Source organism: Selenomonas sp., assembly GCF_057272215.1.
Genome location: NZ_DBHIUY010000011.1, coordinates 1 through 25,569 on the forward strand (window position 1 = coordinate 1; position 25,569 = coordinate 25,569).

General features: G+C 56.5%; 22 protein-coding genes and 1 riboswitch. Of the genes, 2 read left to right on the forward strand and 20 right to left on the reverse strand.

Going from position 1 to position 25,569, the window contains the following annotated elements; all coding sequences use genetic code 11:
• Positions 1-155: 155 nt before the first annotated feature.
• From ACO5Z0_RS09840 to ACO5Z0_RS09930, 19 genes are all read right to left on the reverse strand, one after another.
• Positions 156-776, reverse strand: coding sequence for a histidine phosphatase family protein (locus ACO5Z0_RS09840; RefSeq protein ID WP_485650164.1), 621 nt, complete (start codon positions 774-776; stop codon positions 156-158).
• Entirely contained in the window at positions 773-1,915 is a 1,143-nt protein-coding gene (gene cobD / locus ACO5Z0_RS09845) for a threonine-phosphate decarboxylase CobD (protein ID WP_485650165.1), read from the reverse strand. The genes ACO5Z0_RS09840 and cobD overlap by 4 nt, the downstream gene beginning before the upstream one ends.
• Before the next feature lie 57 nt (positions 1,916-1,972).
• Positions 1,973-2,806 carry an adenosylcobinamide-GDP ribazoletransferase gene (cobS, locus tag ACO5Z0_RS09850; protein WP_485650166.1) on the reverse strand — a complete coding sequence of 278 codons (834 nt, stop codon included), beginning with the start codon at positions 2,804-2,806 and terminating at the stop codon, positions 1,973-1,975.
• Positions 2,807-3,119: 313 nt separating this feature from the next.
• Positions 3,120-4,085, reverse strand: a complete 966-nt coding sequence (cbiB, locus tag ACO5Z0_RS09855) for an adenosylcobinamide-phosphate synthase CbiB (protein ID WP_485650167.1) — start codon at positions 4,083-4,085, stop codon at positions 3,120-3,122.
• Positions 4,079-5,614: a cobyric acid synthase gene (locus ACO5Z0_RS09860; protein WP_485650227.1), complete on the reverse strand. Its 1,536-nt coding sequence runs from the start codon at positions 5,612-5,614 to the stop codon at positions 4,079-4,081. Before ACO5Z0_RS09860 ends, cbiB begins: the two co-directional genes overlap by 7 nt.
• 26 nt (positions 5,615-5,640) lie before the next feature.
• Positions 5,641-6,216, reverse strand: coding sequence for a bifunctional adenosylcobinamide kinase/adenosylcobinamide-phosphate guanylyltransferase (cobU, locus tag ACO5Z0_RS09865; RefSeq protein WP_442673233.1), 576 nt, complete (start codon positions 6,214-6,216; stop codon positions 5,641-5,643).
• Complete coding sequence (locus ACO5Z0_RS09870; protein WP_485650168.1) at positions 6,209-7,615, reverse strand: cobyrinic acid a,c-diamide synthase CobB; 1,407 nt, start codon at positions 7,613-7,615, stop codon at positions 6,209-6,211. Before ACO5Z0_RS09870 ends, cobU begins: the two co-directional genes overlap by 8 nt.
• A 12-nt stretch (positions 7,616-7,627) precedes the next feature.
• Positions 7,628-8,260, reverse strand: coding sequence for a precorrin-8X methylmutase (locus ACO5Z0_RS09875; RefSeq protein ID WP_442673235.1), 633 nt, complete (start codon positions 8,258-8,260; stop codon positions 7,628-7,630).
• A 9-nt stretch (positions 8,261-8,269) separates the two neighbouring features.
• The gene (cobK, locus tag ACO5Z0_RS09880) at positions 8,270-9,040 is read right to left on the reverse strand and encodes a precorrin-6A reductase (protein WP_485650169.1); all 771 of its coding nucleotides are present in this window, start codon (positions 9,038-9,040) and stop codon (positions 8,270-8,272) included.
• A complete protein-coding gene (cobJ, locus tag ACO5Z0_RS09885) occupies positions 9,037-9,777 on the reverse strand; it encodes a precorrin-3B C(17)-methyltransferase (protein WP_485650170.1) in 741 nt (246 codons plus the stop codon). Before cobJ ends, cobK begins: the two co-directional genes overlap by 4 nt.
• Positions 9,765-10,820 carry a cobalt-precorrin 5A hydrolase gene (locus tag ACO5Z0_RS09890; RefSeq protein WP_485650171.1) on the reverse strand — a complete coding sequence of 352 codons (1,056 nt, stop codon included), beginning with the start codon at positions 10,818-10,820 and terminating at the stop codon, positions 9,765-9,767. Before ACO5Z0_RS09890 ends, cobJ begins: the two co-directional genes overlap by 13 nt.
• Entirely contained in the window at positions 10,817-11,575 is a 759-nt protein-coding gene (gene cobM, locus ACO5Z0_RS09895) for a precorrin-4 C(11)-methyltransferase (RefSeq protein WP_485650172.1), read from the reverse strand. Before cobM ends, ACO5Z0_RS09890 begins: the two co-directional genes overlap by 4 nt.
• Before the next feature lie 12 nt (positions 11,576-11,587).
• On the reverse strand, positions 11,588-12,175 hold the full coding sequence (gene cbiT, locus ACO5Z0_RS09900) for a precorrin-6Y C5,15-methyltransferase (decarboxylating) subunit CbiT (RefSeq protein ID WP_485650173.1): 588 nt from the start codon (positions 12,173-12,175) through the stop codon (positions 11,588-11,590).
• The gene (cbiE, locus tag ACO5Z0_RS09905; RefSeq protein ID WP_442673241.1) at positions 12,172-12,798 is read right to left on the reverse strand and encodes a precorrin-6y C5,15-methyltransferase (decarboxylating) subunit CbiE; all 627 of its coding nucleotides are present in this window, start codon (positions 12,796-12,798) and stop codon (positions 12,172-12,174) included. Before cbiE ends, cbiT begins: the two co-directional genes overlap by 4 nt.
• Positions 12,780-13,883 carry a cobalt-precorrin-5B (C(1))-methyltransferase CbiD gene (gene cbiD, locus ACO5Z0_RS09910; protein ID WP_485650174.1) on the reverse strand — a complete coding sequence of 368 codons (1,104 nt, stop codon included), beginning with the start codon at positions 13,881-13,883 and terminating at the stop codon, positions 12,780-12,782. The genes cbiE and cbiD overlap by 19 nt, the downstream gene beginning before the upstream one ends.
• A gap of 141 nt (positions 13,884-14,024) precedes the next feature.
• Positions 14,025-14,594 (reverse strand): peptide-methionine (S)-S-oxide reductase, encoded by a 570-nt coding sequence (locus tag ACO5Z0_RS09915; RefSeq protein WP_485650175.1) that lies wholly within the window; start codon positions 14,592-14,594, stop codon positions 14,025-14,027.
• A gap of 3 nt (positions 14,595-14,597) precedes the next feature.
• The gene (gene meaB / locus ACO5Z0_RS09920; RefSeq protein ID WP_442673244.1) at positions 14,598-15,782 is read right to left on the reverse strand and encodes a methylmalonyl Co-A mutase-associated GTPase MeaB; all 1,185 of its coding nucleotides are present in this window, start codon (positions 15,780-15,782) and stop codon (positions 14,598-14,600) included.
• 5 nt (positions 15,783-15,787) lie between these two features.
• Positions 15,788-17,983 carry a methylmalonyl-CoA mutase gene (gene scpA, locus ACO5Z0_RS09925; protein WP_442673245.1) on the reverse strand — a complete coding sequence of 732 codons (2,196 nt, stop codon included), beginning with the start codon at positions 17,981-17,983 and terminating at the stop codon, positions 15,788-15,790.
• The gene (locus ACO5Z0_RS09930) at positions 17,983-20,181 is read right to left on the reverse strand and encodes a methylmalonyl-CoA mutase family protein (RefSeq protein ID WP_485650176.1); all 2,199 of its coding nucleotides are present in this window, start codon (positions 20,179-20,181) and stop codon (positions 17,983-17,985) included. Before ACO5Z0_RS09930 ends, scpA begins: the two co-directional genes overlap by 1 nt.
• Before the next feature lie 233 nt (positions 20,182-20,414).
• Positions 20,415-20,589, reverse strand: a riboswitch (cobalamin riboswitch).
• A gap of 128 nt (positions 20,590-20,717) precedes the next feature.
• Between ACO5Z0_RS09930 and ACO5Z0_RS09935 the strand changes: the two genes are divergently transcribed.
• Complete coding sequence (locus ACO5Z0_RS09935) at positions 20,718-20,981, forward strand: hypothetical protein (RefSeq protein ID WP_485650177.1); 264 nt, start codon at positions 20,718-20,720, stop codon at positions 20,979-20,981.
• Between the two features lie 48 nt (positions 20,982-21,029).
• On the opposite strand, the gene ACO5Z0_RS09940 is transcribed toward ACO5Z0_RS09935, so the two are convergent.
• Positions 21,030-22,916 (reverse strand): glutamine synthetase, encoded by a 1,887-nt coding sequence (locus ACO5Z0_RS09940; protein ID WP_485650178.1) that lies wholly within the window; start codon positions 22,914-22,916, stop codon positions 21,030-21,032.
• A gap of 271 nt (positions 22,917-23,187) precedes the next feature.
• On the opposite strand from ACO5Z0_RS09940, the gene hypF reads away from it, so the two are divergent.
• On the forward strand, positions 23,188-25,554 hold the full coding sequence (hypF, locus tag ACO5Z0_RS09945; RefSeq protein ID WP_485650179.1) for a carbamoyltransferase HypF: 2,367 nt from the start codon (positions 23,188-23,190) through the stop codon (positions 25,552-25,554).
• Positions 25,555-25,569: the final 15 nt, after the last annotated feature.

Here is a 25,569-nt window from a genome sequence, read left to right on the forward strand (position 1 = left end):
ATCATATAGATGATTCATTTCTGCATTGTTTAGTTTTCAAGGAACACCGCCGAATCATTTCGGCTGCTTGCCGCTCGTTTTTCACAAGCGACTTGATTATCTTACCTCACGACCGAGGGATTGTCAAGCGCTTTTTTGAAAGTTTATAACGAATGTCATATCTTTTCAAGATGTTCCAAGTGTGCAACATTGTTCACATAATCGACAGTGAAATGATGCCCGCCATGCGTGAGGCGGCTGACCGCCGTATTTCCCTGTCGGATGCGCCAGACGTAGCGCAGTGGTATATGCAGCGCGTAGGTAAGAACCGTACGCAGGAAAGCGCCGTGCGCCACGAGGACGACATGCTGTCCTTCATGCGCGGCAGCAATTTTCTCCAATTCACGCGAAGCCCGTTGCTCCACATCTTGAAAGGTTTCTCCTCCCGGTGGGGTAAGATCATCCGGTGCAAAAAAGATTTGTTTTTCAGCTTCGGGCCAGCGAGCGGTAATTTGCTCAAAAGTCAACCCTTCCCATGCACCGAAATTCATTTCTCGTAGATTTTCCGTTTTTGTCACTTCGCAGCCAAAACGCTCGGCAATAAATCCTGCCGTCGAAACGGCACGCTGCAAATCACTCGAATAGATCGCATCAATCTTTTTCGCCGGGAAGTGCTCGGCAAGACATTTCGCTTGTTTCATGCCCATCTCAGCAAGTCCGACGTCGGAATGACCTTGAAAGCGGCCGCCGACATTCCATTCGGTCAAGCCATGACGAACGAGATAAATCTTTGTCATACTGCTCCGCACTCCTTCCACACCTTCTGCATTTCTCCGAGCAGTTGTTCATTCTCGGCACGAGAACGTACTGCTGTACGCAAGTACGCCCCATCCAAGCCGGAATAGTTACTGCAATCACGCAGCAAAATTCCCCGCTTACGCAATGCTGAAAGAATTCGCTGCAAAAAAGAGGTTCCCTGCTGCAAGCGAAAAAAAATGAAATTCACCGAAGGCGCAAAAACCTCCACACCCGAAAATTTAGCGAGTTCTGAGGCAAGGAACCCCTTTTCTTCTCGAATGAAAGCGCGCGTCTCTTCTTGATATTCTTGATCAGAAAGCGCAGCAATTCCTGCCATTTGGGCAAGAAAGTTTACATTCCATACATCCTTGCCAGCTTCCAAGCGTCGGCACATTTTCGGCTCAATGATTCCAAACCCCAAGCGCAGTCCGGGCAAAGCAAAGAATTTCGTCATGGACTGTACGACAAAAAGATGCGGGTATCTCTTCACAAGACGACGCACGGTATATTCCTCGCGATCTTCGCGAAAGTCTAAGAAGGATTCGTCCATGACGACCCAGACGCCACGACTCTCCGTCTCTTCAAGAAACGCACAGAGTTCCTGACGTTTCAACAAGCGGCCGGTTGGATTGTTCGGACTGCAAAGCACAATAGCATCCGCATCATCCAGCCGCTCCGCCGCTGATTTCAGATCAAAAGCAAATCCCTGTTCTTTCGCCAGCGGAATATATCGAATTTCTGCGCCTGCGGCTCGCGCCGCCCTCTCATACTCGCTGAAGGACGGCACAGGCAAAAGAACCTGCTTGGGGCGCATCGTATAAAAAAAGCAATAAAAAAGCTCCGCCGCACCGTTGCCGAGCACGATTTTCTCTTCATGCACGCCATAAGCTGAAGCAATCGCCTCGCGCAATCCTCGCGCCTCGGGGTCAGGATAGTTGACGACGGCATCGACATGAGCGAGAATGACATCACGCACGCGAGGCGAAAGCCCTAACGGATTGATATTTGCACTAAAATCAAGCCATGCTTTTCCTGTCGGACAATCTTCGTAAATATTGCCGCCATGATCATACTTTCGCAGAATCTCCCCCCCCTTTTCAAAGAGAAGCGCTCCTTTAAGCAAACACTTCTTCGTCATTTCCCATTCTACAGCGCTCTTCCTTCTTCCTGCAATCACACCAAAAAGAAAGCATCATCAACAAAAAAATGGGGAAATCAACAAAAAAGAAAAAAGCACGATCGCTTCCGTCAGCGTCGTAATCGCACCGTAGACATCTCCTGTCAAACCGCCGAGACAGCGCGTCGCATAGCTTGCAAACGAGATAGTGAAAAAGAACGCCATGCAAAAAACCGCCGCTATGGCAGGAAGCCATGCAGAAAAGAATCCTGCCCCCACAGCAAAAGGCTCGCCAAGGAACTCAAAAAACATTCCGGTCAAGAGCAAAAGCAGGAGCGTATAAAAAAGAGCAGCACATAGCACAGGCTTCGTGCCGCCGTCCTTGAACGCCCTGCCCATGCCTTCCGGACGTGCGTAAGGAAACGAGACGATAGCCACGACCATCATCAATCGCGCCATCACAGGCATGACGAACAAAGCTGGAAAAATCCAAGAACTTTGCAGGAGATCGAGCAGAATCGACCAGTTGAGAATCATCAGGAGAACGAACGCGACGACGCCGTTCGCTCCCACGCGGCTGTCCTTCATGATCTCCAACATGCGCTCACGCGAACGCCCCGAAAAAAGCCCGTCCATCGTGTCCATAAAGCCGTCGCAATGAAGTCCGCCCGTCAGTAAGATCGGCAGCATCAGCAAAACCGCCGCTATGACATGCGGCGGCAGCAGCAAAAAACCTGTCTGCGGCAAAACGCGCAGAAGAAGCGCGGCGGCTGCGGCATAGATGACGCCAAGCACCAAGCCGATCAGCGGAAAATAACGCACGCTGTCGGCAAAATCTTTCTCGCACCAGTCCTTTTGCTCCACGATGGAAATGCGTGTGAGAAACTGCAATCCAATAAAAAATGCACGCAAAAAACCGCCCCCGTCCGCTTCGATTCTTACCTAAGGAACCACTGATAAATTCAGCCGCCCATCTTCACACATCTACGCTGTCCTCTCGTCGTCGACAAATCCTCGACGTAGCTCTGCTACGCCTGCGGTTTGTCTCCTTACTGAGGCGTCCAAGAGGCAAGTCCGAAGGACGCAGGCGATTGGGCAACGGCTCGTATGCGAAAACGTCCCAAGAATGCAAGCGCGAAGCGCGCCGCATGATTGGCTGACGTTGACCGCTATAGGCACAGCGCATCTGTGCAAATCTGGGCAACTTCATTTTATCAGCGTTTCCCTAAAAAAACATCGCCCGCTGCTGCCAAAGCAGGAATCCCCCATAGGCGAAGAGCAGAAAGAGAATCGTGACCGTATACATGAGCCGCACGGTTTTCTGTATGTCGTCAGCTTCAATATCGCGCGTCGCTTCCCCCATGTACGCACGAAAATGCGCTTCGCCGAGGTAGTAGTTGTTGCCGCCCAAACGGATGCCGAGCGCACCTGCGGTGGGCGCTTCGGCGTGTCCGCCGTTCGGACTCGGGTGCTTTGCCGCATCGCGGCGCAGCATACGCCACGCCCTGCGCCCGTCGAAGCGCAGCAAAAAGGCGGCGAGCACGAACAAGATGCCTGCAAGCCTTGCAGGCACATAGTTGAGCACATCGTCAAGACGCGCCGCCACTCTGCCGAAGTACAGATACTTCGCGTTCTTGTAGCCGAGCATCGAATCCATCGTATTCGCCGCGCGATAGAGCACGGCAAACGGCAATCCGCCGAGCAGATAGAAAAACAGCGGCGCAAGAATGCCGTCAACCGTATTTTCCGCCACGGTTTCAATCGCGGCGCGTGACACCTCCGGCGCACTGAGCCTGTCCGTGTCGCGCCCGACGATCCAGCCGACCTTCCTGCGCGCTTCCGGAAGATCGCCGTCCTTTAAGAGCGCACGGATCTCCATGCCTGCCGCTGCAAGGCTCTTGGGCGAAATCATCAAAGCGAGCAGCAAGGCTTCGAGCGCCATGCCCACATGCGGCAGGGGAATCAGCGCAAACAGCCGCAGCATACACCAGGCGACTTCGTAGCAGACGACGAGTACAATGAGCGTGAGCAAGCCGCCGAGAAGCAGCTTTTTCTCGTTCGTATCCTCGGGATGATAAAAACAATGCTCCAACCAAGCGATGAGATTGCCGATCAACACGACGGGATGGAAGCGCGAACGCGGATCGCCAACGATACAGTCGAAGAAAAAAGCAAGAACAGCCGTCAGCATCTTGCTTTCTCCCCCATGATCTCTCGGAGCTTCTCCAGATCGAGATGCTCGCGCACGACGGCGGCAAGACGGTCGTAGCTCTCCTCCTTCTCACGATAGCGATTGCGCGTGACAGCCAGCGGCGCAAGCCCCTTCCTCTCGCGCAGAGCATTGAGCAGAGCGCGGCGCAGCCCGTCATGATCAAAAACACCATGAATATAGGTGCCGAATACGCTTCCGGCTTCATTCACCGTGCCTTCCACAGCATCACAGGATTCGCCGCGCCGCTCTTGTATGCGGAAAGGGTGCGTTTCTCTGTCGCGCAGAAATTCCGTCGTTCCCATGTGGATTTCATAGCCCTTGATCCCCTCGGCGGAAATCGTCTGACCGAGAAACGACAGATCTTGCACGGAAGCTGTAACCTGCGCGGTCAGCTTATCTTCATGAAACGTCGTCTGCAAGCCGAGAAGCCCCAGCCCCTCTGTGCTGTCAAACGAGGATTCCGTATGCTGCGGGTCGAGGATCTTTTCCCCGAGCATCTGGTAGCCGCCGCATATCCCGATGACAGCCGCGCCCTTCTCGTGCGCCGTGCGAATCTTGGCGGCAAGCCCCGATGTTTCCAGCCAGCGCATATCTTCCGACGTGTTTTTGCTGCCCGGTAAAAGAATCAGATCGGGCGCGTCCAGAGCGTCGGCATCATGGACATAGCAGAGCGCAACATCAGGCTCGCTCTCCAAGCTGTCGAAGTCCGTGAAGTTGGAAATCTTCGGCGTGCGAATGACGGCGAGATGAAGCTCCCGATCCGCCGCCTTTTCCGCTTTATCTTCCAAGGATACGGAATCCTCATCGTCGATCCCCATTTCCTCGATATGCGGAATGACGCCGAGTACAGGCTTGCCCGTCTTTTTCTCCAAGAATTCAACGGCAGGCGTAAAAAGAGAAATGTCCCCACGAAACTTGTTGACGACAAGCCCCTTGACAAGCGCCCGCTCATCCTCTTCCAAAAGCTCCAACGTGCCGACGAGCGAAGCGAGCGCACCGCCGCGATCGACATCGGCGATGAGGAGAACGGGCGCATTCAGATACTTCGCCACGCGCATGTTGACGATGTCGTTCGCCTTGAGATTGACTTCGGCAGGGCTGCCCGCGCCCTCGATGACGACGGTTTCATACGCCGCATCAAGACGCGCCAACGCATCTTTGACCGCGCCGAACGCTTGGAGCGAATAGCCTTGGTGATATTCCTTCGCCGTCATATTGCCGATGGGCTTGCCCATGAGGACGACCTGTGAGCAGGAATTGCCCGTCGGTTTCAGCAAGACAGGATTCATGTCAACGAACGGCTCCAGTCCTGCGGCTTCCGCCTGCGCGACCTGCGCACGCCCCATCTCCAAGCCGTCTTTCGTGACATAGGAGTTGAGCGCCATATTCTGCGCCTTGAAGGGAACGACGCGCCGCCCCTCCTGCCGAAAGATGCGGCAGAGCGCCGTCGTCAGGATACTCTTTCCGACATGCGAGCTCGTCCCCATCATCATGATGTAGTTCGCCAAAAGCCATTCCTCCTGTCCATATTCCGCTACGCCAAGTCGCTGTTTTGCCACGGTACGGCGAGCTTTTTGAAATCGACGGCGATGCCGCAGGAAACGACGTACACCTCATCGGCGGCACGCGCCGTCAGCTGATTGGCGATCCCTGTGATGTCGCGATATTCACGCGCAAGATGGTTCTCTGGCACGATGCCCGCGCCGACCTCGTTCGTCACGAAGATCGTCGTTCCCGCCTGCTTCTTCGCCGCTTCCAGCAAAGATCCGATTTTCTCGCGGATGAGTTCATAGTTCGCCGCAGAATCACGAACGCTCTCCAAGGCGCATAGCAGATTGCTGATATAGAGCGTCAAACAATCAAACAGGATCATATCGTGCGCCTCGCCCGCCGCTTCAATGGCAAGGTGCGCGTCCTCGGGCGCCTCCCATGTATGCCAGTCCGCAGGGCGGCGCTTGCGGTGCAGCTTCACGCGAAATGCCATCTCCTCATCGTAAACGCCCGCCGTCGCGATGTAGGCGACATGCTTTCCAAAGCGCGCCGCATACTGTTCGGCGAAACGGCTCTTGCCGCTTCTCGCGCCGCCCGTGACGAGAACGATCTTACCCATGCGGCTTCCTCCTCTCCCTGCTCGTTCGGCAAGCCTCGACGAACGCCTTCGCCGCCTCGGGGCAGCCGGCGAAGTGCAGGTGCAGATACGAGCCGAGAACTGCGCCTTTCGCATAGCCTGCCGTATAACGCGCACCGTTTCTCATGCGCGTGAACAAAAAGGCTCGCGACGCTTCCGCGCCTTCCTGCGGCAGTTCCGCCGAAAAATGGAACTCATGCCCGTGCAGCTTCCTGCCGCGCGATCCGAGAATCGTATCACGGCAAAGCTCCGCCTCGACGTAGCCGACCATTTGCAGCTTGCGGCTCATCTGCACGGCGGCAGGAACGATGCCCGCCATCGCATGTTCTTTGCCCGCAAAATCCACGAGCTTTTCCATCAGATACATATAACCGCCGCATTCCGCATAGATGGGAAGACCTGCCGCTGCCGCCGCAGAAAGCGAACGGCGCATCGACACATTCGCCGTTAATTTTTCAGCGAACATCTCGGGAAAGCCGCCGCCCAAAATGACACCGTCCGTTTCCGGGAGAGCCGTATCGTGCAGCGGACTGAAAAAAACAAGCTCCGCGCCGAAGGCTTCCAATACTTCAAGGCTCTCGGGATAGTAAAAAGAAAAGGCTTCATCGCGGGCAACGGCAAGGCGCACCTTGGTCTGCTGCGGCGCAGCGTCCGCTCTCCTTGCCAGCAGCAGATCCTCCGGCAAGAAAAGCGGCGACGCATCAGACGCAAGCCTTCGGATGGCGGCAAGATCGACCGACCGCGCCGCCATCTCGCCCATTTTTGTTACGACATCGCGCTCCTCATTCTCCTCCGCCGGCAAAAGACCCAAATGACGCTCCGGCATCTTCAGTGAATCGTCGCGGCGCATCGCCCCGAATACGGGCATGTCGATCTTCGCCATCGCCTCGCGGATCATCGCCTCATGCGTATCCGACCCCAAGCGATTCAAGAGCACGCCTGCGAGCTTGACCTCGGGATCGTAGCGTTGAAAACCGAGCGCAATCGCCGCCGCCGACGCCCCCATCGACTTGGCATCGACGACGAGCAGCACGGGCGCATCCAGCAGCTTGGCGATTTCCGCCGTGGAGCTCACGCCTTTTCTGCCGCCGTCGTACAGCCCCATGACACCCTCGATCAAAGCGAGATCGGCGCCCTTCGCCGTGCGTGCAAAAATCGCCTTAAGCCGTTCGGGCGACATCAGCCATGTATCGAGATTGTGCGCGGGCAGACCGCTCGCTAGCGCATGATAGCCGGGATCGATATAGTCGGGACCGACCTTGTACGACTGCACGCGCACCCCCTCTGCCCGAAGCGCGGCAAGAATGCCCGTCACGAGCGTCGTCTTGCCCGAGCCGCTCTGCGTCGCGGCGATGACAAGGCGCGGAATCCTCTCTTGCATAGCGATTTCTCCTCAGCGCGTGTTGTCTATGAGATACATGACGGCATTGACGACGGATGCGGCGATCGGACTGCCGCCCTTCGTGCCTTCCACCGTGACATACGGCACCTTGTCGTTTTTCGCCAAAAGCTCCTTAGAATCCGCCGCGCCGACGAAGCCGACGGGAATGCCGACGACAGCCGCCGGACGAATGCCCTCTTCTTCCACCATGCGAAGCACCTCAAAAAGCGCCGTCGGCGCGTTGCCGATCGCGATGACCGCACCGTCGAGCGCCTTGCCGAACGAGCGCATCGCCGCCATCGAGCGCGTGATTCCCTGCGCTTTCGCCTCAGCGGCGATCTTCTCGTCCGCGACAAGACAATGCACCTCGCCGCCGAAAGAAGCGAGCTTCTTCTTATTGATGCCCGTGCGCACCATCTCGACATCGGTATAGATATGCGCTCCCTGCTTGAACGCCTGCCGCATCGCTTCAATCGCCTGCGGATGAATGCGAATGACCTTCGCATATTCCACATCGCCCGACGCATGAATCATGCGTGAATACACCTTGACTTCCTCTTCGGAAAGGCTGTATTCCGCCAGATACGGCGCGATGATCTCCATGCTGCGGTTTTCAATCTCCATCGGCTGTTTGATAAAATCCATGCTGCACCCTCACTTATCTTTTCTCTTTTGCACAATAAATTCCAGCACCTCGGCAAAGGTCTGCGCCATATTGTCGTAGGCGATGCGCGGCCGCTCGATGATGACGAGCGGCAGACCGAGCTTCATCGCCGCCGCGAACTTCGTATCGGCTCCGCCGACCATGCCGCCGTTCTTCGTGACGACGACATCGGCTTCGTACTTCTTGTAAAGTTCTTCGTTCAACACTTCAGAAAACGGTCCCTGCAGCGCAACGATCTGGCTCGGACGCAATCCGAGCGCCGTACACTCCTCGACGACCTTGGGATCGGGCAGAACCCGCGCCGTCAGCACGCAGTCCTGCAAGGCGGGCGCTTCTGTAAAGGCTTTGAGGTTATGGCTGCCCGTCGTGAGAAAAACATGCTTGCCTAAAGACGCTGCGACCTTCGCCGCTTCCTCGTAGTCCGCGACGTAATGCGCTTTCGTATAAGCGAGCGGCGCACTCTGCCTTTCGTAGCGAATATACGGAATCCCGCACGCACGACAGGCGTTCATCGCATTTGCAGAGATGTTCGCCGCATACGGGTGGCTCGCATCGACGAACACGGCGATGCCATGCGCACGGCAATAGTCCGCCAGCGCCGCCTCATCCAACGGACGATCATTGATGCAGATGCCCGGATAGCGCGACAAAAGCTCCTCACCGTAGCGGCTCACGACCGACGCCGTGACACGCTGCCCTTTTTCGAGCAAAAAGCCCGCAAGCTCCCTGCCGTCCTGCGTTCCCGCCGCCACGAAGATCATACTTCGTAACCCCGCGGCGTGATCATGTAGCCTTCCTTCACATAGCTGCGGCTGTTGCCGATGATGACGAGGGAGAACATATCAATCTTTTCTTTCGTGAAGTCCTGCAAGGTCGAAACGATCTTGCCTTCTTCCTCACGCGCCGCATGATGGACGATACCGACAGGCGTATCGGCAGCGCGATGCCGCAGGAAAATCTCGCGAATCTCCTCGATGTTCTGCACGCGCTTCTTGCTCTTGGGATTGTAGAGCGCGACGACGAAATCGGCTGCTGCAGCCGATTCGGCACGCTTCTTGATCAGCTCCCACGGCGTCAGAAGATCGCTGAGACTGATCACGGCAAAATCGTGCATGAGCGGCGCACCCAAGATCGAAGCCGCCGCATTGACCGCCGAGATGCCCGCAACGACGCCGCCGAACGTCGGGCGATCATCCGCCGCACGCTGCAGGAGAAGCTCCAAGACAAGCCCCGCCATGCCGTAAACACCCGAATCGCCGCTCGAAACGACGACGGTATCTTTCCCCTTCGCCGCCGTTTCCACCGCCATGCGGCAGCGGTCAATCTCCTGCATCATGCCCGTGCCGATGACCTCGCGCTCGCCGATGAGGTCTTGGATGAGCTTGATATACGTCGTATAGCCTGCGACGACCGTCGCTTCCTCAATCGCCCGCCGCGCACGCGGCGTCATATCCTCCAAACTGCCGGGACCGATGCCCACCACTGTTATTTTTGCCATACAAGCGCCACCGTCACTTTCTCAAATCTCGTTTTGGCAAGGGCAAGCCGTCCCGCTGGGACGCTCCCAAGCGCCGCAGCCTCCGCAACGTTGCCGATGCCGATGTTTTCTTTGACAAAAGGAGACTCATCCAAACCGTAGGCATCAATCGTCTCCTGCATTTTCTCGTGGGGATAGAAGCGGATTTCTCGGCGAAGCTCCTTGGCTAAAGCCAGAAGCCCTGCCTCATCCGCCTTTGCTTTTGTACTCGCAAGAAGCGATACATCCGCCAGACTGCGCCCGATCTTCGTCAACGCCGCTTCGAGCGCGGCGCGAATCTCCGCTGCTGCCGTGCCGCGCCGACAGCCGATACCGGCGACGAGGCGACGCGGCACGAGGTAAATGATATTTTCCTGCGCCGCACCCTCTTCAGATGTAAGGAATGCGGTCAACGTCTCTTGCCCGTCCGAAAGATCTTCTGCGAATACAGCCGTCAACCCCATATCGTCAAGCCGCTTCTTATAAAAGCTCGCCCGCGCAAGATTCGCATCGATCACATAGCGAATCGGCTCATCTGCAAGCGCGGCGCTGTTGAAGCGCTTGATCTGCACCTTCGGCGAGGGGCGCAGCGCAAGCCGCGCCGCGACGACATCGACGGCGATCTTCTTCTGCACATCCGTCGCCGTCGTGATGACGGGATCGGCGCCAAGCGAAGCCGCAAGTTCGCGCGTCAGTTCATTCGCGCCGCCGATATGACCCGAGAGCAGACTGACGACGTGCTGTGCTTTTTCATCGAGCACGAGGACAGCCGGATCTTCGAGCTTGCTCTTCAAAGAGCCTGCAATCATACGCACGGCGATTCCCGTCGCCATGATGAAAACAAGCGCATCGTACTGATGAAACGCCGTCTCAACCTGCGGTGCAAGACGCTCGTAAACACGCGCATCAACAGGCATATCCTGCCCCGCCTTGACGAAAATATCGACGCTTGCATCAAGCGATGCGCGAACGCGAAGCGCCGTCTTTGTACCGCGCGGCGTCGCCGTGAAAACCGCGCACCTCATTTGCTTGCTTCGCGAAACATGTGGCTGAACTCCGGCGCGTAGAGACGCGAAAGCTCATAGTCCGCACCGAGGCAACGGCTGACGACGATCATCGCCGTGCGGTCGATGCCCTTGTCGGCGATTTCTGCCACGATGGTTTCCAAAGTAGCGCGTACAATCTTCTGCTCCGGCCACGAAGCGCGCTGCACGATAGCGATCGGCGTCGCGGGCGCGTAACCGCCGGCGATGAGTTCCGCTACAACATCCGAGAGCATCGTGATACTGAGGAAAATGCACATCGTCGCCTGATGCGCGGCGAGCGAGCGCAGTTTCTCCCGTTCGGGTACGGGCGTACGCCCCTCGTTGCGCGTGATGATGACCGTCTGCGAGATGCCCGGAAGCGTATACTCCTGCTTCAAGGCAGCCGCCGTCGCGAGGAAAGAGCTGACGCCCGGCACGACCTCGAAATCAATCCCCTTCTTCTTAAGCGCATCCATCTGCTCTTGAATCGCGCCGTAGATGCTCGGATCTCCCGTATGGAGACGCACGACCATGCGTCCTTTCGCCACAGCCTTTTCTATCGTTTCAATGACCTCGGGCAGCGTCATGGAAGCGGAATCGTGAATCTCCGCTCCCTCTTTGGCAAAGTCCAAAAGCGCCGGATTGACAAGCGACCCCGCATAGATGATGACATCGGCTGTTTGCAGCAACCTGTGACCTTTGACCGTGATAAGCTCGGGATCGCCTGCGCCCGCGCCGACAATATATACCTGCATATTTTCCTCCTGTTAAACATTTGCCTTATGGCAGGAAATGATGTAGACGGGGTTAATCGCCTCCGCCATATCGTAAGGACCGACCTTTTTCAGCCGATTGACCTGCACTTGGACAGTATCGTAAAGATAGCCGCTCTTCTTGCGCATGTAAGCGAGCGCAGCTGCAAGCGTCTGCACCGTGATGCAGTTGATGACGATAGAGCCGCCGGGCTTCAAGCGTGCGTCAAGAACATCAAGGATCTCTTCCAAGCGGCTGCCCGTGCCGCCGACAATCGCCGTGTCAAGCCTTGCCGGCAGCTGCTCCATGCCTGCCGGAGCTTCACTCTCGATGACCGTGAGATTTTCGACGCCGAACTTTGCTGCATTTTGACGAATGAGCGCCGCCGCTTCTTCCTTGCGTTCCACAGCGTATACATGTCCCTCCTTCGCCAGAAGCGCCGCTTCAACGGAAAGCGATCCCGTCCCCGCGCCGATGTCGCAGACGATGTCCGCTTTTCCAATCTTCGCTCCTGCCAAAGTCAATATACGGATCTCCTTCTTCGTCATAGGAGCCTTGCCGCGAATAAATTCTCCATCTTCAATACCTAAAAAATGATTCATGCTTTCACCACCAAAACGCCATGAGAAATTTCCGGCGCAGAAGAAGCTTCTCCCAAGGTCGTATGAACGATCGCCTCATCTTCATAAGAAAGACGCGAGCAGATATGAAGTTCTGCATCCGGCGGCCAGCCAAGCGCAATGAGTTGCGCAGAAATCGTGCGGGAGTTATTCTCTCGATCGGTCAACAGTCCGAGCAGCGCCCCCTCTTGATAGGCAAGCTCCGCCGCCTGCGGCACGCGCCCGTGGAAAGAGGCAAGACGCGCCCCGTGCCAAGGCAGAGCAAGCCGCGAAAATGCCATCTGCAAAGAACTGACGCCGGGGATGACGACGAGCGTATGCAAAGAAAACTCTCGCCGCAAGGCGTCGAGCAGAGAATAATAGCCGGGATCACCGGAAACCATGACGACGACCTGCGTCTTTTGAATCTTCTCTTTGATGAACGAAAGAACCGCATCTATATCGCCGCGAATCGTCATCGTTTCCTGCCCCGAATGCGCGAAATCCTCCAGCGCACGGCTGCCGCCGACAAGCACTTGTGCACTCTCGATCGCAGCGCGTGCCGCCGGCAGCACGAAGTCGGGATGTCCCGGACCGATGCCCGCCACTATGATTTGATGTTCCAATGAAAATCCCTGCCTATCTCTCTTGCCGTTTCATCCATGCCCAAAAGCTCTCCCTTGAGCGTCGTCATCGCCGTGCCCACGCGGATGTCTTGAAATACATACCGCTCGGCACGCGCCGATGCGCGTGTACAAAGAATCTCATAAACCCGCTCCAAACCATATTCAGTCAGAAGCGGCAGCGCTTCTTCCGTCGTCGTCGCTGCAAGGATACGACGCACCGCCTCTTGCGGCAGCCCCTCCGCCGCGGCGTATGCAGCAAGCGCCTCCAAACGTCCGTCGGCGATGCGGTTGTGCGTGTAAAACACGCCCGCCGCGACCTTCGAGAGCTTGCCGATATGACCGAAGAGCAAGACCCGTTTGAGCTTTCTTTCCGCCGCACGCTCCAGCATGAAGCCGATGAAGTTGCTCGTCTGCACGACGGCTTCGCGCGGCAGGCCAAAGCGTACCGCTGCATTTTCCCCCATTTTGCCCGGCACGAAGATCTGCGTGTCGAAGCCTGCCGCAAGAGCCACATCCATCTGCGGCACGAGAGAGTTTTTGAACCCTTCTTCCGACATGGGGCGCAAGACGCCCGTCGTACCAATGACAGAGATGCCGCCAACGATGCCAAGAATAGGATTCAGCGTGCGCTTTGCAAGCTCTTCGCCCGCCGGAATGGAGATTGTGACGTCCACACCGCCGTCCTTTCCGAGAATCTCCTCGACGACATTTCGAATCAGTTGGCGCGGTCCCGGATTGATCGACGGCTCTCCCGGGGGGACAGAAAGCCCGGGTTTCGTGACCGTGCCGATGCCGCGCCCCGCATGGAAATGAACGCCGCTCCCCTCGGAGCGAACGACGACTTCCGTAAATACGGAAACGCCATTTGTGATATCGGGATCATCGCCCGAGAACTTCACGACCTCGGCGCGCGCACCTGACGGCGTGCGAATGACCTCTTTGATCGGTATGTGAAGCGGCGTGCCGTCCAGTGCCAAAATCGTCACCTTTTCACAGTATTCTCCGTCGAGAAACAAGAGCGCCGCTTTCGTCCCCGCCGCCGCACAAGCTCCCGTCGTATAGCCGCTTCGCATCTCCTTCGCCACCGTATTCACTCCTCCATACTACAATGCTTTTTATTGTACAAGGAAACTTCGAGAAGTCAAGCCCAAAAGGCGCAGACACCCTCATAAAATCTAAGCCCCGACGCACAAAACGTGCAGTCGGAGCCTAGATCATACTTCTCCCTATTGCAATATCCCAAGTTCGCGCAGACGCTTGAAATCAATCGTCGTCTTGCGATGCGGATGGCGAGCGAGGTACTGCTGCCGTTCCGGCTCCGCCGGATGAAAGCTCACCAAAGGCGCAGCCTTCGCATAGCAGCGGCGAGTCAACTTCTTGTTATGATTCGGGTCGTTGACCGTCACGTTCGCTTCCGTCGCAGCAGGCGGTCTGCCGCGGTTCATGATGAAATTCATGTGATACTCTATGAGCGGTGCATCTTCTGCATCGACATAGTAAACGCCGCTTTGGTACATCGGACCTTTCGCCGCTCCCTGTCCATCCTTTTCGTAAGGATTCACAACGGCAAAGAGAATATCCAAGATCTGAGATATATCCGTTTTTTTCGGATTATAAGCGATCTCCAAGCCCATGATCGCCTTTACCCAGCCGCTTTTCACTGCATCATACGACAGCTCCGCACTCTGGGCATCGATATAGCCGGTGCGCGTCGCAACGACGCCGGGTACATGATCAAAAACTTCCTGCAGCTCATAAAAGCTGCCGCCAGAGACATAAAGCCGTTTCGTATACAAGGATCATCCCTCCTCACTCGGATGCAGAAGATCGACATGGCGATCCGAAGCACGATGGATGTCAAAGACATGGATGAGCTCTGCCACCCCCTGCGACGGCGACACCGTTCCCTTGAGGACGGCTTCGCGCACCTCGGGCATACGCCCTAAGATCACTGGATCATCAAAGAATAGGTTATGCAGATGCTCGTCGATCATGCTGTTCATCCAATCGAGCAGCTGCCCCTCGCGGCGCGTTTGGAAAGCGCCGTTTTCCTTCGTCGTATTCTCAAAGATGCGAATGACATCCCATAGCTCCTTGAGACCTGTCTTTTCCAAAGCGGAAACAAGATACGCATGTGTCTGCCAGCCGCGCGTCGCCGGGCGGATGTACTCGATCATGCGCTCGTATTCGCCGCGTGCGACCTGCGCTTTCGTGCGGTTGTCGCCGTCAGCCTTGTTGATGACGATGGCGTCAGCAAGCTCCATGATGCCTTTCTTGATGCCCTGCAGCTCGTCTCCCGCGCCCGTCAAAACGACGAGCAGGAAGAAGTCAACCATCGAGCGCACCGTCGTTTCCGACTGTCCGACACCAACCGTTTCGATGAGAATGACATCATAGCCGGCAGCCTCGCAAAGAAGCATCGTCTCGCGGCTCTTCCTCGCGACGCCGCCCAAAGTGCCGCCGGCAGGAGACGGGCGAATGAACGCCTCTTCTCTGCGCGAAAGCGTGCCCATGCGCGTCTTATCGCCTAGGATGGAACCTTTTGTCACCGAGCTCGTCGGATCGACCGTCAAGACCGCGACGCGATGCCCCATATCGCAAAGCATGTTGCCGAACGCCTCGATCATCGTACTCTTGCCCGCTCCCGGAACGCCCGTGATGCCGATGCGCAGAGCCTTCCCCGTGCGGGAAAGCAGCTCCTGCAGCACCCGCTGCGCCTTTGGAAAGTGGCGCGGGCTGTTGCTTTCGATCAGCGTGATGGCGCGGGAGAGGATCATCCGATCCCCTGCCGCAACCCCCTTCACATAGTCATCCACGCCAAGGATCATACGGTTTTTTCGAAAGCCGGCTTTATCCAAATCCGGATTGATATTGCCGACCGTCAGATCCTTGATGCCGTCAATGCCGCTCATGACGCTTGTAGCAAAATTCTTGTCCGCGTTTTCCGGCACCCAGTCCGGCCTCGTGTTCGTGTATTTTGCCATGGTCGTTACCCCGCAGCCATTTCTTCCTTTGCACGTCCGATCAAGAGTTTCAAGAGTTTGATGCCCGCTTCAGGGATGTTCGTTCCCGGTGCGAAGATGGCGACCGCGCCGTTCTCATAGAGGTGGTCATAATCCTGCACGGGGATAACGCCGCCGATGCAGACCATGATATCCTCGCGCCCGAGCTTCTTGAGCTCTTCCACGAGCGCCGGCAAAAGCGTGTTATGCCCGGCAGCCAGCGAGCTGAATCCGACCATGTGGACGTCGTTGTCGACGGCATCCTGCGCCGTTTCATCCGGCGTCTGGAACAGAGGTCCGACGTCGACGTCCCAGCCCATATCAGCGAAGGAAGAGGCGATGACCTTCTGTCCGCGATCATGCCCGTCCTGTCCCATCTTAGCGACGAAGATACGCGGACGGCGACCTGTGAGCTTTTCAAAATCATCGGCGAGCGCACGCGCTTTGTCAAGCTCCGTCTTATCCGTGAACTCTGAGGAGTAGACCCCCGAAATCGTACGAATAACCGCTTGATAACGACCCGAGATCTTCTCGACAGCGTCCGAAATCTCGCCGAGCGAGCAGCGCACACGCGCCGCTTCGACCGCGCACTCCAAGAGGTTGCCGTTGTCGCGCGACTCTGCCGCCTTCGTGATAGCTTCCAAAGCAGCGCGTACATCGTCCTCGTTGCGGTTCGCACGCAGTTTTTCGAGACGTTCGACCTGCGCCTGACGCACAGCCGTATTGTCGATCGCGAGGATTTCCAGCGGATCTTCCTTCTCCAAGCGATACTTGTTCAAGCCGACGATCGTTTCGTTGCCCGAGTCGATTCTCGCTTGACGACGCGCCGCGGCTTCCTCGATACGCATCTTCGGCAGACCCGTCGGAATCGCCTTTGCCATGCCGCCGAGGGATTCGACTTCCTGAATATGCGCCCACGAGCGGCGAATGATCTCGTTCGTGAGAGCTTCGACGTAGTAGGAGCCGCCCCACGGATCGATGATCTTGCATACGCTCGTCTCGTCCTGGATATAGAGCTGCGTATTGCGTGCGATACGCGCCGAGAAGTCCGTCGGCAGAGCGATCGCCTCGTCGAGCGCGTTCGTGTGCAGCGACTGCGTATGCCCGAGAGCCGCGCCCATCGCTTCCATCGCCGTGCGCGCGACGTTGTTGAACGGATCCTGCGCCGTAAGCGACCAGCCCGAAGTCTGCGAGTGCGTACGAAGCGCCATAGACTTGGGATTTTCCGCGCCGAACGATTTGACGATCTTTGCCCAGAGGACACGCGCCGCACGCATCTTGGCAATTTCCATGAAGTAGTTCTTGCCGATCGCCCAGAAGAACGACAGACGCTTTGCGAAGGCGTCGATCGGAAGCCCCGCCTTGATGCCCGTGCGGATGTACTCAAGACCGTCCGCCAGCGTATAGCCAAGCTCGATATCCGCCGTCGCGCCCGCTTCCTGCATGTGATAGCCCGAGATGGAGATGCTGTTGAACTTCGGCATGTACTTCGTCGTGTATTCGAAGATATCGCCGATGATGCGCATCGACATATCCGGCGGATAGATGTAGGTGTTGCGCACCATGAATTCCTTCAAGATGTCGTTCTGAATCGTACCCGCCATGATCTTCTTATCGACGCCCTGCTCGACGCCCGACTGAATGAAGAACGCAAGGATCGGCAGAACGGCTCCATTCATCGTCATGGAAACCGACATCTGATCGAGCGGAATGCCCGAGAAAAGAATATTCATATCCAGCATCGAGCAAACCGAAACGCCCGCCTTGCCGACGTCGCCGATGACGCGCGGGTTGTCGGCGTCATAGCCGCGGTGCGTCGGCAAATCAAACGCGATGGAAAGACCCTTCTGTCCTGCGGCGAGGTTTCTGCGATAGAATGCGTTCGACTCTTCCGCCGTCGAGAAGCCCGCGTACTGGCGCACCGTCCAAGGACGGAACACATACATCGTCGAGTACGGACCTCTGAGGCACGGCGGTATGCCGCTCGCAAACTCCAAGTGGTTCATGTGGTCGTATTCATCGTGGTTGTAAAAAGGCTTGATGGGGATTTTCTCCATCGTGCCCTCCATCAGCGAATCGTAGCTCATGCCCGTCGAAGCCTCAAGGCGTTTGCGCCAATCCGCATCCTGATGGGCAGACGCACCCTCAAGATTGATTTTCGTGAAATCAGGGTTTTGTGCCATCACTGAATCATTCCTTTCTTCTTCTGCAGCATCTGCAGCGTCTTGTAGCAGTTGGCACGCACGGAAATGAAGTCATCCACGCCCGCTTCGCGGTAGACAGGCTCCAAATCTTTCGGCGCAGCGCCCGCGAGGAAAATCGTCGCATCAGGCAGCGCCGCACGCAGTTTCGGTGCAAGCTCCGGCACGATTTCGGGATACGTCGGATCCGTCGAGCAAATGACAACGGCGTCGGCGCCCGACTCCTTCGCAGCGGCTGCCGCCTCGTCCGTCGTCTTGAAGCCGTCGTTCAAGAGCACTTCGAAAGCGCCGACCTGCAAAAAGCTCGTCGAGAAATCGGCGCGTGCCTTATGCTGCGGAATGGGCCCCATATTCGCAAGGAATACCTTCACGTTGTCGCCGTCGTGGCTCTCACGGTACTCCTCTGTGATGCGGCGCAGCGCCTCGTAGCGTTCGCTCCAACGGTGCGCTTCAATGGCGGTGATCTTCTCCGCCGCCGCATCCGTCTGCAGCGCCTCGCGAAGCTCCGCAATCGTCGCGCCGGCTCTCGCCGCCTTGACAGCCGCTTCCGCCTTCTCACCTTTGCCCGCGCTCTTCAAGGCTGCGAGGCAATCCTTCTTGAACGCCTCATCCACATCGGCAAGATAGGCTTCGACATCCTTCGTGCGCTTTGCAAGAAGCTCTGCCGTATCTTCCGTGCGCGGGTCAAGGAGCTGCTCCGTCATGTTCGGGTACATATTATTGCCGACGATGCGATCCTTGCGCAGTTCAAGGCTCTTGAAACGCGCTTCGAGCGTCTTGGCAACCTCTTCCTGCACATAGCCCTCTTCGAGCGCTTTGACGATGCCGCCCTTGCCCTCGATCGTCTGGAACTCTGCCCAGATCTTTTCCTGAATCTCCTTCGTCAGCGTCTCGACCGCCCAAGAGCCGCCCGCTGGATCGATCGGCTGCATCAAGCCGAATTCTTCCTGCAGCATGATCTGCACGTTGCGTGCAATGCGGCGTGAGAACTCGTCGCCTTTGCGGATCGGCTCATCAAACGGGGCGTTCTCGAAAGAATCAAGTCCGCCGACGACGCCTGAGAAAATCTCCGTCGTATTGCGCAGCATATTAACGTAAGGATCATAAATTGTCTTAAAGAACAAAGCGGGGCGCGCATGAACATGAATGCGCTGCGCTTCCTCGCCGCCGCCAAACGCCTTGACGATCTGCGCCCAGATCGGACGAACCGCGCGCAGCTTGGCGATCTGCAGGAAGAAGTTCGCTCCCATCGAGAAGCCGAACATCATCTGCCCTGCCGCCTCATCCACCGTGAGACCGCGCTCTATGAGCGCACGCAGGTAAGCAACGCCGACGGCGAGCGTCGAAGCGACTTCCTGCACGTCATTGGCGCCGCCGCGCGAAACAGCATCGCTTCGCACCATGACCGTCCTGAGTTTCGGCGCGTACTGCTTCGCCCAAAGAGCCGCCTCAGCCATCTCATCGTAAAGCTGCGGAAGTGCGGCATAGTTCTCGCCGCGCTGAATCATCTCGCCCAAAGGATCCGCTCCCACGAATCCACTGAGCTTTGCAAGATCGCCGCCGTCGGACTTGACGGACGCCGCGACGAGAGAAAGCATCGGCAAAGAGGAAGCGCCTGCATAGATGTAAAGCGGACGCCGATCAAGCTTCAAGCCGTTGAGCACCGTATGCATATCCTCAACCGTCGTGATGCTGCATCCCTCATCGCCGATCTTATCGGCATCCTTCGCATCCTTGTTGAGAAGCGTCGCCGAATCCAGTCGGATGTTGTAAATGGTCGAGCCTGTGTCCGCCTCATGACGCAGCAGCTCGTTGTTCTCCTCCGGCAGCGTCTCATCGCACGACTGCGCGATGCCCCAAGGCTGCTCAATATAGCCGTTTGGACGCGCACCTCGCAGGAAATTGTCCATGCCCGGAAAATCCGTTCTCGGCAGGATATCATCCGCCATCTTGTGCGTGTACATCGGCTCAAACGTAATGCCCTCGTACGTCTTCGTGAACATCTTCTTCTCGAAGGGCGCCCCCTTCAACAGCTCGACGCAGGCCTCTTTCCACTCCTCATACGTCGGCGGCTCGAATTCGTCGAGCGGCACATCGGGGAAACTCGTTTGCTGTTCGGCCTTCTTCAAGATGGCCTGCAGGTCAAGATTCTCGTCTTGTCCCTTTGTTTCATTGCTCATACTTCCACAGCCTCCCTTAAAAATAATACGGAACACAACAAAAAAACCGCCCTGCGGAAAAGGCGGTTTCTGCATCCTGATGAACGGGCTTTTTAAAAATGTTTCTGCCTGTCATTTCCGCAGAACATCTTCTTTCCATAAAAAATCCGGTGCAAATCTGCGCCGGAGAGCCCGCCGTAACACGGCAAAATCCCCTACCCATCGCTCGCAGGTATCAGCGCGGAACGCGCCAACGGTGATTGTCAAAACAGGCAGTTCTCCTGGCTCAGATTCATCGTCCAATCATGCCTTCCCAGAGATTTCTCCAGTGGCTTCTGTATGAAGGACTCCTCTTACAGTGGCGGGACCGCTCCGGCTTCTACCGAATTCCCTATTAAGTCTTGCGACGCCTGTCTCCAACAATATGTTGTTTTCATCTTTATATTAACTCCGTTTATTGGGGATTGTCAATACTCCCGAAGTCTTTTACAATGAAAATATGGTTTGATTCCGCATCGTTTTCTACGATTTTTCAAAATTGCACAAGGAGATACAGCATGATCAAAGTTCAAGGCGCCGTCATCATCGAACAAGGCGTAACCTTCGCCATCATCGTCGTCAAACCCCACGTCACGCAGTATACGGCGCGCGCCGTATCGCTGCGCAGCGAGATCGCACCCTTTTTCCGCAACATGCCCATCGTCTTGATGTCACAGGATCGGACCGGCAAACCGCGCTATTACGGCAGAAAGGACATCGTCGATTTCTTGAAAACAGTGAAAATCGAGCAGATACCCTGGAAAACGTACCACATTTATTGATAAAGAAAGAGCGCCCGTGAAGGCGCTTTTTCTGTTGGCAGTGAGCCGTCAAATCATATTCTTTACATAAGCGTCGTAGAGCGACTTGAGCTCTTCGATCTTATCGTACATCTCCACCTGCAGGCTCGACGCCGCAGCATAGTCCCCCTCGTTCAGCGCCTTGATGAGAAGCGTGAAGAGCGACTTCTCGTCGATGCTGTCCTTCGCCAGATAGGAGCGGATGCCGTTGATCTTGTTCCAGTTGTAAGAATCCTGATCGGTCACGAAAGTCGCCTGCACTTCCTTCGCCTTGCGCACAATGTCACGGTTCTCCGGAATGATGCGGCTGATAAGCTCTGTTTTCCAGCGCAGGAGGGCGCCCGCCTTGAACGCTTCGATGATCTGCGGACGCAGAGCGCCGCCGACCGTGATGGCAGCGACCTTCTCCGCATAGTTATCGAACCCCTGCATATTCTCCCAAACCGTTGCCGGCGGTGCGCCGAAAAGGCGGCTGCGTTCATTGTCGGTATAATCCTCGAAAACATCCACCTCGCTTCGATAAGCGCGATCCTTCTCAAGATAGAAGCCCTCTGCTCCCGCTTCTTTCGAAAGCTCTGCCAACAGCTCCTGCGTCGTATGATGGACCGCCGTCTTTACGCCGTCGAGCACGGCGGAATATACGGCAGCCAAGACGAGATATATATTCGAATACGGGTTGCAGGCGCGCAGCTCAAAACGCGTCGCGTAAGGATTTCCCATATCGCGAATGAGTCCCGCGAGAATCGTGCGGTTGCGCGATGGAATCTCCGGCGTATAGCCGAGCGACGTGACGATGCAGACGGGCGCTTCAAACCCGGGCTTCAAGCGATTGAGCGAATCGTTCGTCGCCGACACGAAGGGATTGATGACCTCGTAGTTCTTCAAGAGACCCATGATCGCACCGTAGCCAACGGCGCTCAAGTAGTCCTTCTTCATATCCTGCGGCGTGAAGAGGTTGTGCACCTTGCCGTCGTCCATGACGGCAGCGATGCAAAAGTGCGTATGCTCGCCGTTGCCCGCAAGGCCGATCATCGGCTTCGCCTTGAAGTTCACCTCAAGACCGTTTTCACGGAACACCTCGCGTACCATCGTTCGCACAATCAGCTCATTGTCCGCCGCCTGCAAAGCATCAGAGAACCGCCAATCGATCTCAATCTGCTCGCAGACATGCGTCATCTTGCCCGACTCGTCGATCTGCGCCTTGAGACCGCCGACCTCCTTGTGCCCCATCTCGACCTGCAAACCATAGCGGTCAAGCAGCATGACCGCCTGCTCCAACGCCGTGCGCACAGCGCCGTGCGTGCGCTGCCAATACTGCTCCTGCATGACCTGCGATGCCGAAAGTTCCTCGACGTTCGTCTCTTCGAGCGGCGTCTTGACCCAAAACTCCAATTCGGTTGCCGAAGTGAATTGAAAATCGACGATCTTTGAGCCGTCGATATGCTCAAGTCCCGAGACATGCGGGTGTTCCTTAAACATCTGCAAGAGTTCTTTTTTCAGATAAACCAGCGTATCCTTCAAGATGGCGCGCGAATCGACGCGCTTGCCGTCGTGAATCAGAAAGGACGGAATGCGCAGCGTGCCGACGGGTTTGCCCGTTTCCTCGTCGAAATGCTCAAGATTGTAGTCAACGAACCAGTTTGCCTCCGGGTCAATCGGCATATCGACCTTCGCGTTGTTCAAGATGGCGATCCCCGTCAAAACAACAGAAGAGCCGTCGGTCTGCACCGCCGTACCATTGTAGAAATCATCCATATCCTTAAGAAAAATGCGCATCGGTATCTTCTCATCGGTATCGTTGCCCGCGAGATCAATGCCAACGAGAGAAACAAATTTGATCTCAGGATGCGCTTTCAAAAGACGAACGATCTCTTCTCGCGGGGAGTTCGCCGGAATCACATACAACAAATCTTCCATTTCAACCATCCTTTTCTCACACAGGCAGTTTGCTTACGCTGCAAATCAAACGTAAAAAACCGTACAGCAATACTTCCGTACACAGACGGAAAACAAAGCTATACGGCGACGCTGCCAAAGTATTCTTTTATGCTGATAGCATAGCATATTCTTCCTTTCTTGTCCAGCAAAATTCCCGTCAAATTCTCTACGCACACGCAAAAGCAGGAACTTTTCCCGCCGCCGTGGTATAATCGCTAAAAGAACTGCTTTATAGAAAGGCGGCGTCTGCATGACAGGAAAAAACCTATGGCAAACGTATCGAATAAAAATCTTCGGCATCGTGCAGGGTGTCGGCTTCCGACCGTTTGTCAGCCGCACGGCAGAGGCGCTCGGCATCACAGGCGATGTCTGCAACAAAGGCTCCTATGTCGAGGTTCGCGCCCAGGGCACGGACGCAGCTCTGCAAGAATTTCGCAAAAAAATAGAAACTGCGCCGCCCGCACGAGCGGTCATCCTCAAGCTCCTGCAAGAGCGCATTACCAACGCCCCGACATTCTCCGAATTTCAAATCATCGAAAGCAGCGGCGAAAGCGGTGACGTCTTCGTTTCGCCGGACATCGCCATTTGCCCCGAGTGCCAGTCGGAACTTTTCGACCAAAACGACCGTCGTTACCTCCACCCCTTCATCAACTGCACCTCATGCGGTCCAAGGCTCACGATTCTCGACGCCATGCCGTATGACCGCGAGCGCACAAGCATGGGGGCGTTTCCCATGTGCGGCGCCTGCCGCTTCGAATACACCCACGCCGAAACGCGCCGCTACGATGCGCAGCCTGTCTGCTGCAATGCCTGCGGTCCGCGCGTCTACATCCTAGGCTGTGCGGAAAAAGATCATGCCGCGATCACACGCGCAAGAAGTGTACTGCAAGCGGGCGGCATCATCGCCGTCAAGGGCATCGGCGGCTTCCATCTCGCCTGCGATGCAAAAAACGAAGCCGCCGTACAAAAGCTGCGCGAGCGCAAACACCGACCGCAAAAACCCTTTGCCGTCATGCTGCGCGATCTCGCTGCCGTGCATCGCGAGTGCCGCATCCTTAGCGCACAGGAAAAGCATCTCGACAACCATCAAAAGCCCATCGTACTGCTTGCGAAAAAAAGCGGCGGCACGATCGCCGCAAACGTCGCGCCCGCGATGCCTTCACTCGGCGTCATGCTGCCCTACACGCCGCTGCACCTTCTGCTCTTTTCCCTGCCCGATGAACTGGACGGCTTCACAGACAGCCTCGTCATGACGAGCGGCAATCCCTCGGGCGCACCGATCTGCCGCACGGATGACGACGCGCTCGAAGCTCTCTCATCCATCGCCGACCTCATCTTGTCGCACGACCGAGAAATCCGCCTGCGTGCCGACGACAGCGTCATGGATTTCTATGAAGACGCGCCGTACATGATTCGGCGGAGCCGCGGCTATGCGCCGCTTCCCTTGATGATTTCCGCCGCTTTTCAAGGTTCTGTCCTCGGCATCGGCAGCGAACGCAAGAACACCTTCTGTCTTGCCAAAAATGCACTCTTCTACCCTTCCCCCTACATCGGCGACATGGGCGATCTGCGCACGATGCAGGCGCTGCGTCAATCGCTGGCGCGCATGGAACGGCTCCTCGGCATAACGCCCGACCTCGTCGCCGCCGACCTGCATCCGCGCTACGAGACGAGCCGCTTTGCCGAAACCCTTGGCATCCCCATCGTCAAAGTGCAGCATCATTACGCCCATGTGCTTTCCGTCATGGCAGAAAACAATCATCTGCAGCCCGTCATCGGCGTGAGCTTCGACGGCACCGGATACGGTACGGACGATACGATTTGGGGCGGCGAAATCATGCTCGCGACGACGTACAGCTTCCGGCGGCTCGGCTCCATCGCCCCCTTCTTCCATACGGGCGGCGATCTTGCTGCGCGAGAAGGTTGGCGCATCGCCGTCTCCCTGCTCCATTCTTTCTACGGCGCGAAAGACGCGCTCTCCCTCAGTCAAAAACTCGATCTCGCGACGGAAAAGGAAACATCTTCCGTTATTTTCCAACGAGAACACGGCTTAAACACAACGGTATCAACGAGCGCAGGACGGCTCTTCGACGCCGTGAGCGCCCTGCTCGGCATCCGCAGCCTCTCCACTTACGAGGGAGAAGCCGCCATGTACCTGCAATTCGCCGCTGAAACTGCCGAAAAGAATGAAGAGACAGCACAGGCGGATGCGCTTCTTACCGCATGGAAAGCAGACGGCATATTAAAAGCGGCGGCATCAGAAAGCTCGCTCACCATCACGGACAACCGCTTCCTGCTCAAGACGGACGAACTTTTCCGCCGTCTATTGCAGGGACGACGCAAAAGGCAAAGAAGCGATATTCTCGCACTTGCCTTTCATCGCGGGCTTGCCGCCGCCATCACCGCCGCCTGCCAAAAAGCGCGTGCGACGACCGGCTGCACGACAGCTGCTCTGACCGGCGGCGTATTTCAAAACACCCTTCTGCTGCGTCTGACACAAGAGGCATTGGAAGCCGACGGCTTCCGCGTCCTCAGGCACAGCTTCATTCCACCGAATGACGGCGGGATCGCCGTCGGGCAGGCGCTCTTTGCCATGCAAAACCTGCAAAACAAATAGAAACGAGAAAGGAAC

Bases quoted from the DNA above. Each gene is read 5' to 3' on its own strand.
- ACO5Z0_RS09840 (WP_485650164.1), bottom strand. From the start codon at position 776: ATGACAAAGATTTATCTCGTTCGTCATGGCTTGACCGAATGGAATGTC.
- cobD (WP_485650165.1), bottom strand. From the start codon at position 1,915: ATGACGAAGAAGTGTTTGCTTAAAGGAGCGCTTCTCTTTGAAAAGGGG.
- cbiB (WP_485650167.1), bottom strand. From the start codon at position 4,085: ATGCTGACGGCTGTTCTTGCTTTTTTCTTCGACTGTATCGTTGGCGAT.
- cobU (WP_442673233.1), bottom strand. From the start codon at position 6,216: ATGGGTAAGATCGTTCTCGTCACGGGCGGCGCGAGAAGCGGCAAGAGC.
- ACO5Z0_RS09870 (WP_485650168.1), bottom strand. From the start codon at position 7,615: ATGCAAGAGAGGATTCCGCGCCTTGTCATCGCCGCGACGCAGAGCGGC.
- ACO5Z0_RS09875 (WP_442673235.1), bottom strand. From the start codon at position 8,260: ATGGATTTTATCAAACAGCCGATGGAGATTGAAAACCGCAGCATGGAG.
- cobK (WP_485650169.1), bottom strand. From the start codon at position 9,040: ATGATCTTCGTGGCGGCGGGAACGCAGGACGGCAGGGAGCTTGCGGGC.
- cobJ (WP_485650170.1), bottom strand. From the start codon at position 9,777: ATGGCAAAAATAACAGTGGTGGGCATCGGTCCCGGCAGTTTGGAGGAT.
- ACO5Z0_RS09890 (WP_485650171.1), bottom strand. From the start codon at position 10,820: ATGAGGTGCGCGGTTTTCACGGCGACGCCGCGCGGTACAAAGACGGCG.
- cobM (WP_485650172.1), bottom strand. From the start codon at position 11,575: ATGCAGGTATATATTGTCGGCGCGGGCGCAGGCGATCCCGAGCTTATC.
- cbiT (WP_485650173.1), bottom strand. From the start codon at position 12,175: ATGAATCATTTTTTAGGTATTGAAGATGGAGAATTTATTCGCGGCAAG.
- meaB (WP_442673244.1), bottom strand. From the start codon at position 15,782: ATGGCAAAATACACGAACACGAGGCCGGACTGGGTGCCGGAAAACGCG.
- scpA (WP_442673245.1), bottom strand. From the start codon at position 17,983: ATGGCACAAAACCCTGATTTCACGAAAATCAATCTTGAGGGTGCGTCT.
- ACO5Z0_RS09930 (WP_485650176.1), bottom strand. From the start codon at position 20,181: ATGAGCAATGAAACAAAGGGACAAGACGAGAATCTTGACCTGCAGGCC.
- ACO5Z0_RS09935 (WP_485650177.1), top strand. From the start codon at position 20,718: ATGATCAAAGTTCAAGGCGCCGTCATCATCGAACAAGGCGTAACCTTC.
- ACO5Z0_RS09940 (WP_485650178.1), bottom strand. From the start codon at position 22,916: ATGGAAGATTTGTTGTATGTGATTCCGGCGAACTCCCCGCGAGAAGAG.
- hypF (WP_485650179.1), top strand. From the start codon at position 23,188: ATGACAGGAAAAAACCTATGGCAAACGTATCGAATAAAAATCTTCGGC.